The sequence below is a fragment of the Calothrix sp. NIES-2100 genome (assembly GCF_963875285.1).
Lineage (GTDB): Bacteria > Cyanobacteriota > Cyanobacteriia > Cyanobacteriales > Nostocaceae > Aulosira.
In genome coordinates this window covers 6,800,633-6,818,360 of the sequence record NZ_CAWNLA010000001.1, presented here as the reverse complement: position 1 = coordinate 6,818,360, position 17,728 = coordinate 6,800,633, and the positions used below count along the sequence as shown (strand labels likewise).

13 protein-coding genes are annotated in these 17,728 nt (G+C 42.5%); 5 read left to right on the top strand and 8 right to left on the bottom strand.

Going from position 1 to position 17,728, the window contains the following annotated elements; translation table 11 throughout:
- The first annotated feature begins 285 nt into the window (after nt 1–285).
- From AACU32_RS27735 to AACU32_RS27725, 3 genes are all read left to right on the top strand, one after another.
- Nucleotides 286–3,147, top strand: coding sequence for a cation-translocating P-type ATPase (locus tag AACU32_RS27735; protein WP_096604365.1), 2,862 nt, complete (start codon nt 286–288; stop codon nt 3,145–3,147).
- Nucleotides 3,148–3,342: 195 nt separating this feature from the next.
- Nucleotides 3,343–4,458 carry a DNA replication/repair protein RecF gene (gene recF, locus AACU32_RS27730; RefSeq protein ID WP_096608206.1) on the top strand — a complete coding sequence of 372 codons (1,116 nt, stop codon included), beginning with the start codon at nt 3,343–3,345 and terminating at the stop codon, nt 4,456–4,458.
- Nucleotides 4,459–4,943: 485 nt separating this feature from the next.
- A complete protein-coding gene (locus tag AACU32_RS27725; protein WP_096604364.1) occupies nt 4,944–5,375 on the top strand; it encodes a hypothetical protein in 432 nt (143 codons plus the stop codon).
- On the opposite strand, the gene AACU32_RS27720 is transcribed toward AACU32_RS27725, so the two are convergent.
- Nucleotides 5,372–5,809: an MgtC/SapB family protein gene (locus tag AACU32_RS27720; RefSeq protein ID WP_096604363.1), complete on the bottom strand. Its 438-nt coding sequence runs from the start codon at nt 5,807–5,809 to the stop codon at nt 5,372–5,374. The genes AACU32_RS27725 and AACU32_RS27720 overlap by 4 nt on opposite strands.
- A 530-nt stretch (nt 5,810–6,339) precedes the next feature.
- On the opposite strand from AACU32_RS27720, the gene AACU32_RS27715 reads away from it, so the two are divergent.
- Nucleotides 6,340–8,721, top strand: coding sequence for a putative PEP-binding protein (locus AACU32_RS27715; protein WP_096604362.1), 2,382 nt, complete (start codon nt 6,340–6,342; stop codon nt 8,719–8,721).
- Between the two features lie 54 nt (nt 8,722–8,775).
- On the opposite strand, the gene AACU32_RS27710 is transcribed toward AACU32_RS27715, so the two are convergent.
- The 7 genes from AACU32_RS27710 to AACU32_RS27680 all read right to left on the bottom strand — a co-directional run bounded on the left by AACU32_RS27710 (nt 8,776) and on the right by AACU32_RS27680 (nt 15,580).
- Nucleotides 8,776–9,594, bottom strand: coding sequence for a hypothetical protein (locus AACU32_RS27710; protein ID WP_096604361.1), 819 nt, complete (start codon nt 9,592–9,594; stop codon nt 8,776–8,778).
- 51 nt (nt 9,595–9,645) lie between these two features.
- The gene (locus tag AACU32_RS27705; protein ID WP_096604360.1) at nt 9,646–10,818 is read right to left on the bottom strand and encodes a baeRF3 domain-containing protein; all 1,173 of its coding nucleotides are present in this window, start codon (nt 10,816–10,818) and stop codon (nt 9,646–9,648) included.
- Between the two features lie 237 nt (nt 10,819–11,055).
- Entirely contained in the window at nt 11,056–11,715 is a 660-nt protein-coding gene (locus AACU32_RS27700; protein ID WP_096608205.1) for a DUF1361 domain-containing protein, read from the bottom strand.
- Between the two features lie 609 nt (nt 11,716–12,324).
- A complete protein-coding gene (locus tag AACU32_RS27695; RefSeq protein WP_096604359.1) occupies nt 12,325–12,804 on the bottom strand; it encodes a hypothetical protein in 480 nt (159 codons plus the stop codon).
- A 276-nt stretch (nt 12,805–13,080) separates the two neighbouring features.
- A complete protein-coding gene (locus AACU32_RS27690) occupies nt 13,081–13,845 on the bottom strand; it encodes an energy-coupling factor ABC transporter ATP-binding protein (protein ID WP_096604358.1) in 765 nt (254 codons plus the stop codon).
- Between the two features lie 162 nt (nt 13,846–14,007).
- The gene (locus tag AACU32_RS27685; RefSeq protein WP_096604357.1) at nt 14,008–14,664 is read right to left on the bottom strand and encodes an energy-coupling factor transporter transmembrane component T family protein; all 657 of its coding nucleotides are present in this window, start codon (nt 14,662–14,664) and stop codon (nt 14,008–14,010) included.
- Nucleotides 14,657–15,580, bottom strand: coding sequence for an energy-coupling factor ABC transporter permease (locus AACU32_RS27680; RefSeq protein WP_096604356.1), 924 nt, complete (start codon nt 15,578–15,580; stop codon nt 14,657–14,659). Before AACU32_RS27680 ends, AACU32_RS27685 begins: the two co-directional genes overlap by 8 nt.
- Nucleotides 15,581–16,516: 936 nt before the next feature.
- Between AACU32_RS27680 and AACU32_RS27675 the strand changes: the two genes are divergently transcribed.
- Nucleotides 16,517–17,512, top strand: coding sequence for a multicopper oxidase domain-containing protein (locus tag AACU32_RS27675; RefSeq protein WP_096604355.1), 996 nt, complete (start codon nt 16,517–16,519; stop codon nt 17,510–17,512).
- Nucleotides 17,513–17,728: the final 216 nt, after the last annotated feature.

Genomic DNA, 17,728 nt, shown 5'->3' with positions numbered 1-17,728 from the left:
ATATTCATTTAATTCGTTTAGCACGCCTAAAATAATTTGTGGTGCGTCCCATGTGACCAAGCTTCAGATGGATCTTGCTTACCATTATCAGTGGAATGTGTTCCACAACAACTCTGGCCTAGGAAATAACACATATAACTCCCCAGAGGAGAAAGTGACAAATGTCAGGAATCACATCTACACTATTACAATTTGGCAATAGCCTGTATGTAACTTTAGTTGATGGTTTTCCAGCCACCACTAAATTATGATCGAATTCTGTAACCATTTCCTGTGACTTACACGATGTCTGCTAATTCTCTGCCTGAAGGTGCCACTGTTTGGCATAGTTTAGAAGTTGATAAAGCGCTAGACCTGCTTAATAGTAATGCAGACAGTGGCTTAACACCCCAAGAAGTTGAACAGCGGTTGCAAAAATACGGCCCCAACGAACTTGAGGAACATGGTGGCCGCAGTGCTTGGGAGATTCTGTTGGATCAGTTCAAGAACATCATGTTGTTGATGCTGATTGCTGTAGCCTTAATTTCCGGGGGTTTAGACCTCGTGGCTTGGCAAGGAGGTACCCTTAAGCCTGGGGAAGTGCCATTCAAAGATACGATCGCCATCATGGCTATCGTCATCCTCAATGGTATCCTTGGCTATGTTCAAGAAAGCCGTGCCGAAAAAGCCCTTGCAGCTCTGAAAAAACTCTCCTCTCCCCTAGTGCGCGTCATCCGCGATCGCAAACTCTTGGATGTCGCCTCTAAGGAAATAGTTCCTGGGGATGTGATGCTGCTGGAAGCTGGGGTGCAAATAGCTGCTGATGGGCGCTTGATTGAACAATCGAATTTACAAATTCGGGAATCAGCGCTGACTGGCGAAGCCGAAGCTGTCAATAAACAAGCAACATTACAATTACCAGAAGAAACATCATTAGGCGATCGCCTCAATGTCGTCTATCAAGGAACCGAAGTTGTCCAAGGACGCGCCAAGGTTCTAGTTACTAGTACTGGCATGAAAACAGAGCTAGGTAAAATTGCTACTCTGTTGCAGTCAGTGGAAAGTGAACCTACGCCTCTGCAACAGCGGATGACGCAACTAGGTAACGTCCTCGTCAGCGGTTCTTTGATTCTCGTGGCAATTGTTGTCATCGGCGGTATCATTCAGACCAGAGGTTTTAGCAAGTTACAAGAACTTCTCGAAGTTTCCTTGAGTATGGCGGTGGCTGTGGTTCCTGAAGGTCTACCCGCCGTGATCACCGTCACCTTGGCATTGGGAACCCAGCGCATGGTCAGGCACAATGCCTTGATTCGTAAACTCCCAGCGGTGGAAACCTTGGGTTCTGTAACTACTATCTGTTCTGATAAAACTGGCACGCTAACTCAGAACAAAATGGTCGTGCAATCAGTTTATACAAATAATGATACTTTTAAAGTTACAGGAGAAGGTTACGCGCCCATAGGGGATTTTCAATTAAACGGACAAAAAATTTCTGTAGAAGATTATCCGGAAATCTCCGCTTTGCTAGTCGCCTGTGCTGTTTGTAATGATTCGGTGCTGCAAAAAGAAACTGGGGAATGGGCAATTTTAGGCGACCCCACCGAAGGCGCATTGATGACCCTGGCAGGGAAAGCAGGTATTGAAAAAGACCAGTGGGATAGTAAATTACCCAGAGTAGCAGAATTCCCCTTTTCCTCAGAACGTAAGCGGATGAGCGTAATTTCTCAGGTTGAGGCAGTGAATACTGGTGAATCTTCCGGCACAGGAATTGACCCAGCGATCGCAGGTTTTCTGCAAACTGAAAATTACTTAATGTTTACCAAAGGTTCCCCAGAGTTAATTTTGGCGCGTTGCAGCCAAGTTTATTTGGGGAGACATTCCGCCCCCTTAACTGAAGAACAACGCCAGCAAATCTTGGCAGAAAATGACCAAATGGCGAGTAAAGGTTTAAGGGTACTAGGTTTCGCCTACAAACCCTGGGCAGAAATCCCGCCAGAAGGCTCAGACGAAGCCTCAGAAACCGAGTTGGTGTGGCTGGGATTAGTCGGAATGCTAGATGCACCACGCCCAGAAGTGAGAGCAGCAGTCCAAGAATGTCGGGAAGCGGGGATTCGCCCAGTGATGATTACAGGGGATCACCAATTAACAGCAAGAGCGATCGCGGCTGATTTAGGCATAGCAGAGGAAGGTGCGCGTGTTCTGACTGGGCAAGAATTACAGCGCATGAGCGACGAGGAACTAGAGCAAAATGTAGACTTAGTCAGCATTTATGCGCGAGTTTCCCCAGAACACAAATTACGAATTGTCAAAGCCCTGCAACGCCGTGGTAGATTTGTCGCCATGACAGGCGACGGTGTCAATGATGCCCCAGCATTGAAACAAGCCGATATCGGGATTGCAATGGGCATTACTGGCACAGATGTGAGTAAAGAAGCTAGCGACATGGTGCTGCTAGATGACAACTTTGCCACCATCGTCGCTGCCACCAAAGAAGGTAGAGTAGTCTACACCAACATCCGCCGTTTTATTAAATACATCCTGGGAAGTAATATTGGCGAAGTGCTAACAATTGCCGCCGCACCAATTTTAGGGTTGGGAGGCGTTCCCCTCACCCCCTTACAAATTCTCTGGATGAACTTAGTTACAGACGGTTTACCAGCCTTAGCCTTAGCTGTGGAACCCCCAGAACCAGATGTAATGCAACGCCCACCCTTCAGCCCCCGCGAAAGTATCTTTGCTAGGGGATTGGGTTCTTATATGATTCGCATTGGAATTATCTTTGCGATTATCACGATTATTCTCATGGAATGGGCATACTATCATTCCCAAGCAGTAACAGGGCCAGGACTCGACCCAGAACGCTGGAAGACAATGGTATTCACCTCCCTGTGTATTGCGCAAATGGGTCATGCGATCGCTATTCGCTCCAATAACCAACTAACCATAGAGATGAATCCCTTCTCTAATCCGTTTGTGTTAGGGGCTGTAGTTGTCACGACAATTTTGCAGTTGATGCTAGTTTACGTTCCACCCCTGCGAGATTTCTTTGGTACTCACTGGCTACCCCCCCAGGAGTTAGCGATTTGTATTGGCTTTAGTGCCTTAATGTTTGTTTGGGTGGAATCGGAGAAGATATTCTTCCGATTAATGGGCAAAAAGACTGTGTGATGAGCATTGGGCATGGGGCATTGGGCATTGGGCATGGGGCATGGGGCATGGGGCAATCTTGCAATAGTCATTAGTGATTTCTTTCTCCCCACACTTCCCGCACTCCCCACACTCCCTTGTCCTCCGGTCACTGAGCGCAGCCGAAGTGTGTCCTCCTTGTCCCCCCCTCTCCCCCTACTCCCTCATCTCTCCACTATGTTTCTCAAATCCATTCACCTGAGACAATTTCGCAATTACACAGACCAAAAAGTGGAGTTTAAGGCTGCCAAAACAATTTTGGTAGGTAATAATGCTCAGGGGAAGTCGAATTTGTTGGAGGCGGTGGAGTTATTGGCGACATTGCGATCGCATCGAATGGCGCGCGATCGCGATTTAGTTCAAGAAGGAGAAGCGATCGCGCAAATTAACGCCTCCTTAGAAAGGAAAGATTGTGTTAGCGATCTCACCCTAACTCTCCGCAGTCATGGGCGGCGGACTGTTGCACTCAATGGCGAAGCCGTGCGTCGTCAGATGGACTTTCTCGGTGTTTTGAATGCCGTGGAGTTTTCTAGTTTAGATTTAGACTTGGTGCGTGGTGGCCCTGACGGTCGTCGTAGCTGGCTAGATACTTTATTAATCCAACTCGAACCTGTGTATGCTCATATTTTGCAGCAATACAATCAGGTTTTGCGCCAGCGTAATGCTTTTTTAAAACATACTCAAGACTCAGCATTTAGTAGCCAGCAATCAGAACAATTAGCTGTATGGGATGCACAGTTAGCTACCACAGGTACAAGAGTCATTAGAAGGCGCGAACGAGCTATACAAAGATTAGCGCCTATTGCTAGCAATTGGCACTCTAGTATTAGTGGTAGTGCGGAAAATCTCCAAATTAAATATGCACCTAGTGTGCCTTTGGGGGAAAACTATCCTCAACAAGTAGAACAAGCTTTTTTAGATAAAATACAACAGCGCGCCATTGCTGAACTACGCCAAGGTACTACCCTTGTCGGCCCTCATCGCGACGAAATAGAATTAATCATTAACCAAACACCTGCTCGTCAATACGGTTCCCAAGGTCAACAGCGAACCCTAGTATTAGCTCTCAAATTAGCAGAATTACAACTCATTGAAGAAGTTGTGGGAGAACCACCCCTGCTATTATTAGATGATGTTTTAGCAGAACTAGATCCATACCGTCAAAATCAGTTACTTGATGCTATTCAAGACCGATTTCAAACTTTAATTACCACCACTCACCTTGGTTCTTTTGACTCACAATGGTTGGATTCATCTCAAATTCTGCTTGTCAAAGCAGGAGAGATATCATAACCACATGCTCGCTTAGTGAAGTACCCACGTACTTTGCTTAGGTAAGTTCAGGTTCAATTTTCCCTTACCTCTGCGTAAATAATGTTGGTATAAATATAAAATATTTCTCCGGATACTTAGGAAAAGTATTGGAATATTATTTAAGAAACTCAAAGAAAAATTTTATTTTAATAACCAAAAATTAGCCTTCTCTCTCCTCTCTAATAATCAAAGCTACTCCTACCACCCTTATCCTTTGAGGAGATGGTAAAAAAGAGGTAGGAGAGATACTGAAGGTGAGTTAAAAGTATTTTTTATCGAAGTCAGATTAAATTAAAATTTTTAAAATTTGATATTTTCAATTATCTGAAAATTTGCCATTACATTACGGGGGTATTTTTAAAAAAAATCCTAAATCATTCGTTAAAAAAGCTAGTGATAGAGCCTCTATTGCCCGTAAATACAAGCATCAACGACTAATTTAACAACTCAAATATAATTGCTATATGTGTAAAGAAAATTACATTTTCAATAAAGCGGAAATTGCTGAACTAGCTGCATCATTGCGAGGAATTGAGCAAAAAATCCTCAAAAAATCGCAGCAACCAGGTACAACAAGAGTATGGTTTCAAGGGGAAGAACCTTATTTTGATGTGTTCTTTGAATTAAACAACGATGAAATCTTATGGTTTCAATTGACTTTACGTGGTAAAGCAGTTTATTGGGACAATAAAAAATCACAATTACAAACAGGTACTACCAATGAACTCCATGATAACGATGTAATTTTTTATGCAGCCAGTAAAACAATTGAAAATGATATCGAGAATGATTGGGAATTTATTAATGTAGTAAAATTGATTCTCCAAACTCGAGCGGAAGAGACTATTTTTGCCAAAGCCTTAGAATTATTTAATTGCTCTCAGAAAAATAACTAACTCCATCTTTCTAATTTTTTGAAAACAGTCAGAACTAAAAAAGTTAGCAAAGCACCGATTAATCCTAATTGCCACAAGCCACACCCAGCCGCAATTCCCAAAGCAGCGGATACCCAAACAGCCGCAGCTGATGTTAATCCGTGAATTTCCGGTCTTTGTGATTCGTGAGAAGATTCGTGCAAAATCTCTCCAGCACCGAGAAAGCCTACACCAGCAGCAATACCTTGAATTACCCGCGAGAGAGCATCAGCACTGGGATTCAATCCTGCTGTAGACAGTGGTATAAGAGTAAAAATAGCTGATCCCAGACTGACCAACATATGAGTTCTTAAACCCGCTGGCTTGTGTCTGAGTTGTCTTTCTACGCCGATGATTGCCCCACTCAGCAATGCTATGCACAGTCTAAAGGTAATATCTTGTAAATCAAGGCTCATGAAGCATCACAATAGTTAGTCCTGAAAAATATAACAATCCGATTTAGGTATGAAACTATAGCAATCCTATTTGATATCCAAACAAAAGGGACAAGGGGGACAAGGAGGACAAGGAGGACAAGGAGGACAAGGAGGAGAAATGTTTGTAACTCATTTAGGACTGGTATATAAAGAAGTTAATTACAAAATATCAATTCCGCTTATCGGTAATAGGAAGAGATAATTTTAATTAAGGTAGTAGTATTATTTATGATATTGGTAAAAGGTAGTAATTTGAAACTTCTTGTATGAATATTTAGTTGGGAAAAATAATTTAAACATAGTATTATACTGCAAATTGCTATATTTAACCATACCGCCAATATTTGAATGAAATTAGTCGGTGGGTGGGAAAATTTATCGTGGGGATAAGGTAGAGAAGTAGGGGTTTGTTACTCCTATGAGGGAACAGGAAATCAAGAAAACTGTTAAGAGTTCACCCAAGCCTGTTCCCTTTTTTGATAAATGACAACTGAGAACAACAAAATTGAGTGGAAAAACTCTACTGGCTTGACCAAATTAAACTCCAAGACCGCGCCAAGGTAGGTGACAAAGCGTTTTACTTGAGCCGAATTATGCAGCGTGGCTACCCGGTAATACCTGGTTTTGTTGTTGGGGCAGAAGTTTTGCAACAATTCTTAGAAACTCTTAACAGTTCGGAATCATTAGTTGCTGACTTACCCCATTCTTCGTTGTATTTAGATGTGAGTAATTGGCGGCAACTTCAGCAGGTAGCCGGTCGCTTGCGTCAGGAAATTATTACTGCCACTGTACCAGCGCCTTGGGTGAGTAAAATGCTGACAGCAGCAAGAGAATGGGAAACTGACCATTTGATTTTGCGACCAACGGTGATGGTGCCAAATACTACCAAGGCACTAGGGAATATATCTGGGTTACTGGAGTCAGTCTTTTGCCCTTGTAATTCCGAAGCGATCGCCATAGGATTAAAGCGCACTTGGAGTCAGTTGTTTCGTGCCAGAAGTCTACTATATTGGCAACGAGCAGGAACTGACCTGCAAAAAGTTAATTTTGCCGTTTTAGTACAACCAGTTCGCAATGCCATTGCTAGTGGCTTATTTCATGCCAACACATCTGGTTGGGAAATTACCGCTACATGGGGATTAGGAGTAGCGATCGCCAATGGTGAAGTCCTACCAGATGTCTACTATATTCAACCAGAAACCGGGCAGTTAATCGAGCAACAGCTAGGAAGTAAAATTCTTGCTTATCGTGTTGACAATACAGCCGCTAAAGATGACTTACAATCATTACCCCAGTCATTACTGACATCAGATAATGCTTGTTTAGTTGCTTACCTCCTAGAAGAAACCAAACAAAAACAGTACGCTTTACCAGAAGAATACCTGCAACAAGTAATTGTTTTAGGAAATCAACTTTTGAGTGAACTAGGCAACAATTTTTACCTAGAATGGACGCTTTCGCAAGTTAATCCTATTCCTAAACTTTACCTCACACAAGTTAGTGCGCCCCAATCAGCAATTCCCAACGTACAGATTATTAAGGGGCTAGGGGCAGCCAGAGGACGCGTTACAGCTCATGCCTATGTGATTGGCAATGGGCAATCAAAACCAGAACAGCTACCTCAGGGAGTGATTTTAGTTGCCAAGGCAATCACACCGGACTGGTTACAAATATTGCAAAATGTAGGAGGTATTATTACAGAAAAAGGAGGATTGACCAGCCATGCAGCAATCCTAGCTAGAGAATTGGGGATTCCAGCAGTAGTAAGCGCTACAGATGTCACAGCCCTAATTCAACCAGGTGAAAGACTACTCGTAGATGGCGATCGCGGCGAAGTGTCTCGTGTGAGAGAAGACATCACTTCCGAAAGTACTGTGCCCAGAGAACTCAATCACTCTTCTTTTGAAGAGTCCTCATCGCCTCCCAACTCCAAGGGGTGGGAATCCCAAAAGCCTCGTTTTTCCTGGACTTCTCCCCAAGCAATAATTGCTACCCAGCTACTATTAAATATCAGCCAACCCAGCTTAATAGAGCAAGTACAAAGTTTACCTGTTGATGGAGTCGGATTACTGCGCTCAGAACTGATGATGCTAGGCATACTGGAGGGACAACACCCCAATAGCTGGTTAGCAGATAATCGTCAGGCAGAATTATTAGAGCTATGGACAGAGCAGATTATGCAATTTGCTTGTGGCTTTGCACCGCGACCAGTTTTATATCGCTCTTTGGATTGGCGATCGCATGAATTGCCATCTTTTCCTGCTCAACACCAATCTTCATCACAAGCCGTCTTAGGTGACCGTGGTATCTTTAGCTATTTACTCAATCCCGCAGTATTCGAGCTAGAACTAGCTGCTTTAGCAAATGTACAGAAAGCAGGTTACAGCAATGTCAACCTCTTGTTGCCCTTTGTGCGCAGTGTCGAAGAATTTTCCCTTTGTCGCCAAAAAGTTGAGCAAGCAGGATTAACCCAAATACCGCAATTTCAACTATGGATCATGGCAGAAGTACCCAGCGTACTGTTTTTACTCCCAGAATATGTGAAAGCAGGTGTCGCGGGAATTTCCATCGGCACAAATGACCTCACCCAACTCCTGCTAGGAGTAGATCGAGAGCAAGAACAGCTAGCCAGAAGATTTAATGAACTTCACCCCGCAGTCATGGGTGCGATCGCTCAACTGATCGAAATGTCCAAAAATGCCGGAATTCCTTGTGCAATTTGCGGTCAAGCACCAGTAATTTACCCAGAAATTATTGATCGCTTAGTGCAATGGGGTATTACAGCAATTTCCGTTGAACCAGAAGCAGTAGAGCGAACATATCACGCGATCGCCCGTGCTGAACAACGCCTGATTTTAGAAGCCGCACGCCGTCAGTTGAAAGGCGGTTAGCAGGGGAGAGTGTGGGGGGAGGGGGACAACTGACAACTGACAACTGACAACTGACTATTTAATATACCCCGCCTCACGTAAAAACTTGCGTAATTCCGCGAAGAATTGAGCGCGATCGCTTTTTTTATAAGCCTGCTGCACTCGCTGCCAACCATCTTGTCCCTGACCCAGCATATATTTATCTGCCAGATACGCAGCTAAAAATCCTTTACCGTCGTCGCCTTGTTGGCGTAATTCAGTGTAAGTTTGCCATAGCTCTGTAGCATTACTAGCAATTAACTTGGGATAGCGACGGGTAACATCGACCATCTTACCTTGCCGATACTGCCAAATTTGTAGTGGGTAACCAGAAGCAGCATAGGAACTGAAAGCATAAGCAAAGCGATCGTCTCGACTATCAAACTCTGGTAGTCCATCCTTGTCTAAATCTTTGAGTCGGTAGCCACCATTACCCCATTCATGACGAATCTTCTTGTACTGCTTTGAATTACTGTCATAACGGTAAATCAATGAATAAGTACAGCAGTGCGCTCCCCCTGTAAAAAAATCGGCAATTACTTCCGGTTCTTTATTACCGTCTAAATCTAGCACTGGTATCTGATTTTCTTTTGCGTCCAACTCCCCTATAGGTCGGTCATATTCACTTTCTTGGGGTAGTTTCTGATCTAAAACAGTTTGACCTGAGCGAGTAATTTTCAATTGCACATTTTTATATTGGTATTCCTCTGGTTTGTCGTAAGATATTTGTGCCTGTACATTACCCGATTTGCCCGTGATTGTTTCTGCTGTAGCAGCTTGACTCAAAACAGCCACAGCACTTACAAGGGCTAAACCCATTAAAGATTTATTGCCGAACCAACGAATAGAATTCATTATGAGTGTTGTATATATTTAGTCTAACTTTATACAACATCATCATAATATTCAATATCGGAAAATCGCTGCAACAGGTGTGCTGAAAGGTATTTGTTCTGGCGACACAGCGTAAACAGTACCACCGTTTAATAAGGTATGGGTTGCAGCCAAATCCAACAAATCCTCATCACCAGTTTCCTTGTCATCATGCAAATAAACCGCTTCTGAACTCGGATCAAACAAACCCCATTGCTGTTGACCAACAGCAACTAACAATGAATCTATTCGTTGGAAATAAGCAGCAGGGATGATTTGTTTGAGGTCATTAGTAGCTTTACCTGTATCACCTGCAAATAATTGCTGGAAACGCTCGAGAAACTCTTGCTGTGACTTTTGAAAATCAGCCTCGACAATCGGCCAAGCTTTGTCATGTAAATCTTGAGCTATGAGAATTTCTGGATTACCAGTGATACCTTCTGCCATTAAATGCTGGTAAGTATTTGCCTGTCTGTACAAAGGTAGAAGATACTCTACCCCAGCGAGTACCAAAGGTGCTGTTTCCTCTCGAAGTTTTTCATGCAATGCTTTATCAATAATGTAAAAAAATTGTCGGATTTGTTCTTGATGTTGATCTCTATCAGGACTTCCCTGTCCATGAAACGCTCCGGGCTGTACAAAAGAATTAGCAGTTCCTCCTTTAGAACTAGCAATGCGGAACTGACCTTCTTTAGCAGTTTCATCTTGATTGAGAGCTGATTCTAGGCTTTTCGGCAGATTTTCTACCTCTATCTCATTAATAGTGTAGTGTGTTCCCTCAAAAAACCTGACATCTTGTTGACTCAAAGCCAAAACGTAGAAACGCCCATTACCATTTAAAATCGGTAGCAGCGGCTTGATATGAAATCTATCTGTAACTACAACTAATTCTTGAAAATTCAGAGGCAGGGTATAGTAACGGAAAAAATCACCAGAAATAAAAATTGCCAGTCCCATTTCTCCCATTTGCTCCCAAAATTCTTGGGTATCAAGATTAATAGCTGGTTGCAACAATGCGGTTGCTGCTTGCGGTTCCAGACCTGCATCAATCAAGTGTGCTTCTGCTTCCTTAATTAAATTCTTAAACCGAATTGGGTCTTGTCGCACTTCTGGCCCAGCTGGGTGGGTTGGCATATAAATTGAAACACAATTGCCCTTTGGCTGTTGTAGCAGTGGCTTGATTTCTTCTCTAGAAATTATTTGCATATAATATCCCTCCTAGCAACGTGACCAGAAACATCAGAATCAAAGCGCTAATATTCAAAGTTCTGATGGAATATTTTCTCGATGTGGCATTTAGAACCACAAACATTCAATCTGGATTTATTTCACGTCAAGGAGGGTGAAGTTTCATCTTTCTCAGGACTTACTAGTTATTTGTCAGTTGTCAATTCGTCAACAGTCAACAGTCAACAGTCAACAATCAACAATCTCTTCTACCCCCTACGATCCATTTTTCGCTTGTTGTGAATTGATGGGTACTTCAGTTTGTGGTTCCCGAACCCATCCCAAAGTTACTCGTTTCATAATCGCGTACAAACCTGTCAGGACGACAAAGGTAGTAAAAATAATTACCAAAGGCTGTTTACCAAGAAGTTCTTCTACGCCTTTAGTTAGCACAGCATCTGGCTGTGTGATGAAATCCCAACTATTAAAACGCAAGAACCGCCCCCAATAAATACCCACAGCAGAGAGAGCATGAGTAATCAACTCAACCCGAAAAATCCATTGGCTCTTACCAATTCGGTGTAGATAGTACCCTAAATTGATTAAAGATACTACGTAAGCTTGAAAGCCAGCCAGAATTACTAATAAATAAATGGGAATTAACACCAAGGTAATAATCCACACTGATTGAATTGTGCGGATATCATCTATTAGGTGTATGACATCGGTCAACAAATAAGGTGCGTTTGGTAAAAAGGCATAAAAAACTATGAATCCTAGCCACCAAACCCATGATCTGCCGCGTTTTTTACGAAACAGCCATACACTTAAGACTAAAGGTATAAAAGCTAGAAACAAATTCCAAGTCATCCATCTTATATTAATTTGTAAGACTTGGAGCAATTTGGCACTCAATTCAATCAATTCCGCTTTCATAGATGCTGACTCGCAATTGTGTGATTGATTTGGATTTACTATATGTTGGTTGTTAATTTTATTGCGTGACTGAAAAAAAATAGTCAAAATTAAGACTGCAATTTTTGTCACTTTTGAACAAAATCTATTTCCTTAGACTATAGACAAGCTTTTTAGGTTCACAGAAGGTAATACACTCTAAAATTAAACGGTTACGGTAAGTTCTAGAGAAAATGCTTAATATCTCTTTTTTAAGAGAGCGGGCTAATTCACTAGTATAGCTAGAAATTTCTGGGCGGCAAATATGTCACCCAGAAATTAGATTATTTAGTAATAAAGAATGCTGATTTTTATGTAAAAATACTTAATAACAGTATTTTCACCTCACCCCTCACTCCTCACCCCTAACCCCTATTCTTAGAGGAAAGTTACTTGAATATAGGGGCTAGAAGCTAGGAAATAGAGAAGAAGTATGTTCTTGCACACGCTGTGTGATTGATTACATAACATTCTAGTTAAAAAAACAAGTCTTGAACACGTAAATTCGTTAATTTAACCAAATTTAATTAAATAAATCTTTATTTATCCTTTTGGTTAATCTTAATCCTCTAAAAGTTCATTAGCTTGCATTTACTCGGGTTCTTTACAGTACTTATTGAGATCGTTGACTAACTTATCGGAATCCTTCCCTGCGGTTTTGCTGACTGTTGTCAGTGCAGTGTCAATATCTGCTCTAGCCTTTTGCAGTCTGTCTCTGCCAGATGGCGAAGCTTCGGCTGTTTTAGCTGCGCCCAGAGCTTTAGCGGCTTTAGCGATCGCCTGGCTCAGATTCTGGAAATTCTTAGCAAACCGACTTTGGTATTCTTTTAATTTGGGATCTTGAAGATTTAGGTTCTCTATGGATTTGGTCACGGCTTCTAAATCCTTGGACAGTTGCAGGCTTGTAATCACCTGCTGTCCTTTATTTTTGTCAATTAGAGAATTTCCTTCATTCACCGCTTGAATCAGTCGCTGACACTGGGAGACTTTAGTTTCATTGCAACCACTAATCAATAAAGCGATACTCAAGTTCATCAGAGCAATAATGTTATATTTACGCGAAACAGACATGAAGATCCACCAGCAATAAAATTCCAACCATAGTATCTAATAATTCTGGAATTTTTGTGCCTAACTTAAAAATAGGGGCATAGGGCATGGGGCATAGGGCATGGGGCATGGGGCATGGGGCATTGGGCATAGGGTATTGGGCATTTCTTATTTATTTACCTTGTCCTCCTTGTCCCCCTTGTCCTGCTTGTCCCCCTGCGCCCCTGCCCCGGTCGCCGAGCGGAGCCGTTCGCGGAGCGTCTCGAAGAGAGGCGCTGCCCCCTCTCCTTTACCTCTCTACCAACCTACTGGCAAACCTAACCTTTCTAAAGTCTCCCCATCTTGTAAAAGTGAGTGGATGTCTCTGTCTATGGGAATGCGACCCTCGGAAAGTACCAACGCACGTTGAGTTACTTTACTCAACCAATTGAGGTCATGGGAAGCAATTAACATCACCTGCACTGGCAAATTTAATAACACTTGCGCCAAATGTCGCCGCCATGAGGGATCTAGACCGTTAGTAGGCTCATCTAAAATCAAAATGCTAGGCTCTAGGGCTAAGATTGCTGCTAGAGCAACTAAGCGTCTTTGTCCACCAGAAAGTTCATGAGCTGAACGATTAGCGTAGGCTTCCAGTCCAAAATCAGCTAACAATTGCCGTGCTTGATCGATGGCTAATGCTGGAGGTACACCATAATTGCGAGGGCCAAAGGTAATATCTTCTAAGATAGTCGGCATAAATAACTGGTCGTTGGCATCTTGGAAGCTAAAGCCAATTTGACGGCGTACTTGAGACAGAGTTTTATGTTCTACAGGAATGCCATTAATCCAAATTTTCCCACTCTGTGGTTGTTTTAAGCCGATGAGATTCTCTAGCAAGGTGCTTTTACCAGAACCAGTCGCACCCATCAACGCCACGCGATCGCCTGCTTTTAATGAAAAAGAAATGTCCTGTAATACTGGTTGTTGCTTAGTATAAGCATATACCAGATTTTGCACTTCCACTACAGCAGCGTGGGGATGGTGGATTGAAGATTGGGGATTAGATGTTAAAGATTTCAAAATTCACAACTCAAAATTCACAACTGCGCTCTTACTTCAGTGTTACGCAAATAAATTTATCCATTGATGCTTTTGCGTCGTTCTTTGTCATTAGTCAATGGACAATGGTCAACAAATTCTAGACTCTTGACTATGGACTCTTGATTTTTGACAAATGGCTAATTAACTTAACTGATAAGAGCCGATAGTTAAACAAGCAGCGATCGCACAAGTAGCTATTACCGCAACACGCTCTTTTGGTTTTAATGTCGAGTCTATTGGTAATTGCCCGTTGTAACCACGAACTACCATTGCGGTATAAACGCGCTCTGCCCTATCCAAGCTACGGAGATACAAAGCGCCGATCATTGCTGCACTGGCGTAGCGCAACCAGCCAGCAGAACCATTTAGACCTCGTAATTGGGCGCTGCGCTGCATTCTTGTCACTTCTGACAGCAAAATTTCTAAGTATTGTCCAGCTAAGAGCAAATTTTCCTTTAACGGTAATGGTACAGGTAAGCTTTTTAGCGCTATACCGAAGCTATGGGGCGGTAAGGTTAACAAAAAACTATTCATCACAATCAGACAGATGAGAGAACGCACTAACAAAAAACTAGCTCGCTCCCATCCCAAGGGTAAAGCCAGCAACGATAGGAAGATTAATTCCGTACCAAGTAATTTTCCTAGCTGGGGAATGCGCACATGTAACAGCCAAGCCCATAAAAGTGCGATCGCTCCATATGCACCCAGGTAGTACCAAGCATGATGCTTTAATAAAGCTGCCCCAATAACAATTATGAGCGCAAGTTGCAAGCGTAAGGTTAAGGAAATTTTAAGCATTATTCGGTTTTACTACCTTAGCAATCCCAAAGGCGACAGCAAAGCAAACCGCAGCGCCCACTAGCCCCGCAATACTAGTACCGATTGTTCCCAAACCTTCAATGCCATAATCGGCTAAAGGCGTTGGGACAATAACGCGCACTTTGTCGCCTAAATCGATAAAGCCTAAGTTTTCGGCAACTCTTTCCAAGCCATCAGGCCAGGCTGAGGCAAAAAGTGATAGTACACCCGCCACTAAAACAATACTGACAACTGGTACTAACCATCCGCGAAATTGCTGTTGTTCTCCTGGTAACAAATCTGGTCTTTGCTTGGCGAGGTAAACTAGCACACTCCCAGTAATTAGCCCTTCACCAACACCAATCAGAATATGAGTACCAGTCATTGCTGGTAAAACTACTGCTACTGGTGCTGTTCCCGAAAGAGCTAACTCAATAGCACAAACTATTGCTGCTACTACTACACTTACACCCGCAGCAATACCAGCCGCTAGGGGTAAGCGACCTCTCGACCCGCCAAATAGTCGTTGCAAGGTTTGAGTTAACCCCCAGCCAACCCAAACACCCACAACTGCCATATTCAAAATATTTGCGCCTAAAGCTGTAATTCCGCCATCGGCAAATAACACTGCTTGGATAATTAATACCGTAGCAATACACAACGTCCCTGCCCAAGGGCTACCTAAAACAACTGCTGCTAAGGTTCCCCCTAACAAGTGACCACTAGTACCCCCTGCTACTGGGAAATTAATCATCTGGGCAGCAAAAATAAAGGCTGTAGTTAAGCCCAGTACTGGAGCGCGACGAATCCCAAAAGCTGCTTGCGATCGCCCCAAAGCAATAAAGAGTGCTGCCGCACTCGCTAAACCCGTAGCCCCTGCCACTGGTACTGAAACAAATCCATCAGGAATATGCATGATGTGCCCCGTGTATTATGTTTTTCTTCACACAAATTACTCAATTGATCTGCGGCATTAAATTAATAAAAAGCAGAAAAACACCTCTTTATACAATGCCCTATTGGAGGATTTTATAGTGATACTTACGGTAGATTGACAATAAAATATGCGTTAAATAGTATACTTATTTTTTAATATATGGAGTTTTATTAATTTTGTTTTAAAATTCAGTAATCGGCTAGGGTCAAATCTCTCCATTACTTGATGCTGTTGATGTTATTTCATCAGGACTTACGTTGACAAATAGTTAACAACATTTATATTTATCTATCTTTAGCAGCAGATCTATTTGATATTTATCTATTTTGTGAGCAAATTAGCAAAAATATTTGCTCAGTGAGTAGTCAGCACAAAGCTTGCTGGAAAAGACAAGACTAAAGTCCTGACTACAAACTGATTTAAAAGTAATTTAGATCACAAAAAAGCTTTATAAAATTTTTGTCCGCTGGCGCTGTTTAGCTGTGTTCCTACCTTGATGCTGAGGTAGTTAGCATCACCTCAAGTCAGCTACTCATGGGAAAAACCCACAGCCAAGTATGAAAATCTCTCTTCCCTAGTCCCTAGGGCGTGTCTTCAAAGTATCGAATGCAACTACATAAGGCTGACAACGGGACAATGGGACGCGGCGACGCGGTGAAAATTTGTTCAAAAAGCTCTCCGCGTCACCGCGTCTCCCCCTCTCCCCCTCCTCCCCTTATTCAAGAAATGAGTTTGAAAACACGCCCTAGTCCCTAGTCCCCATTTTCAAGACAGTTCTTGAGAATAGTGCAAAATCTGAGAACTGAAACCTCTGCCAGAATTATTGACAATGATTCCTACTTCATCTAATATACACAGAAGTAATTGCAAATAATTTGCAACATTCTATTGTAGCGCTAACCGTTATTTAATGTCATGCCCAATAACTTAGCTTTGGGGAAAGAACAACTTTGGAGCCGTCGTCAATTACTGAAGCTGGGTTTATGTGGCACTGGTTTAGCAGGAGCAGCGGCGCTTTGGCAGATGGCAAATGTGAAAAGCCAGTCAATTGTCAAAGTGCCCCCCACAGAAATTGCGGCATCCGAAGGCGTAACTCAACCCATGAAGATGCTAAGAAATTTCGATTATGGGACGCTCAAGCACGAAAATGGACGCACAATCCGAGAATTTAGTTTGACTGCGGGAACTTCCGTTATTCAGCTAAATAGTGCTGTGTCTTACAACATCTGGGATTTAAACGGACATATACCAGGGCCGACACTCAGGGTTAAGCAGGGGGAACGGGTACGGATACTATTTCTCAATAAAGCTGGACATTCTCACTCTTTACATTTTCATGGCATTCATTCATCAGACATGGATGGAATTCGCCCAGTCAGTAACGGTAGTGCCACAATTTATGAATTTGATGCCGAACCTTACGGGGTTCATCTGTATCACTGTCATATTGAGCCTGTGACTCGTCACATTGCTAAAGGGTTATATGGGATGTTTATCATCGATCCACCAAACCCCCGTCCGCCAGCGGATGAAATTGTACTAGTGATGGCTGGATATGACGTAAATGATGATAGCCGTAATGAATATTACGCTTTCAACGGTTTGCCTCATCACTATATGGACAATCCCATCCGCATTTACAAAGATCAGTTAATTCGGCTGTATGTTCTCAATATCATTGAATACGATCCAGCAGTAACATTTCACCTTCATGCCAACTTCTTTGATGTCTATCGCACAGGTATGACTATGACTCCTAGTGAGAAAACTGATGTCATCACAATGGGTGTCGCCGAAAGGCATATTTTAGAATTTGCCTTTCGTTACCCAGGTAAGTATATGTTTCATCCCCATCAAGATGCGATCGCAGAAAACGGTTGCATGGGTGTATTTGAAGTCATTAATTCGTAATACATTGCAGAGATGTTGAATAAGTCAATAGTCAATAGTCCTTGGTCAATAAATTCACGACTCTAGACTTTTGTGCGATCGTCGTACGCGATGTCAAATAACAAGACACTACGCGTCTACTCAATTTTGCGTTACGTGCAAGAGTTGAATTTTTTTGATTTACAAATCATCAAAAAATCAATTTAATTTGATTAATGTGCAAAATTTTGGAAAAAA

Bases quoted from the DNA above. Each gene is read 5' to 3' on its own strand.
- AACU32_RS27735 (WP_096604365.1), top strand. From the start codon at position 286: ATGTCTGCTAATTCTCTGCCTGAAGGTGCCACTGTTTGGCATAGTTTA.
- recF (WP_096608206.1), top strand. From the start codon at position 3,343: ATGTTTCTCAAATCCATTCACCTGAGACAATTTCGCAATTACACAGAC.
- AACU32_RS27725 (WP_096604364.1), top strand. From the start codon at position 4,944: ATGTGTAAAGAAAATTACATTTTCAATAAAGCGGAAATTGCTGAACTA.
- AACU32_RS27720 (WP_096604363.1), bottom strand. From the start codon at position 5,809: ATGAGCCTTGATTTACAAGATATTACCTTTAGACTGTGCATAGCATTG.
- AACU32_RS27710 (WP_096604361.1), bottom strand. From the start codon at position 9,594: ATGAATTCTATTCGTTGGTTCGGCAATAAATCTTTAATGGGTTTAGCC.
- AACU32_RS27705 (WP_096604360.1), bottom strand. From the start codon at position 10,818: ATGCAAATAATTTCTAGAGAAGAAATCAAGCCACTGCTACAACAGCCA.
- AACU32_RS27700 (WP_096608205.1), bottom strand. From the start codon at position 11,715: ATGAAAGCGGAATTGATTGAATTGAGTGCCAAATTGCTCCAAGTCTTA.
- AACU32_RS27695 (WP_096604359.1), bottom strand. From the start codon at position 12,804: ATGTCTGTTTCGCGTAAATATAACATTATTGCTCTGATGAACTTGAGT.
- AACU32_RS27685 (WP_096604357.1), bottom strand. From the start codon at position 14,664: ATGCTTAAAATTTCCTTAACCTTACGCTTGCAACTTGCGCTCATAATT.
- AACU32_RS27680 (WP_096604356.1), bottom strand. From the start codon at position 15,580: ATGCATATTCCTGATGGATTTGTTTCAGTACCAGTGGCAGGGGCTACG.
- AACU32_RS27675 (WP_096604355.1), top strand. From the start codon at position 16,517: ATGCCCAATAACTTAGCTTTGGGGAAAGAACAACTTTGGAGCCGTCGT.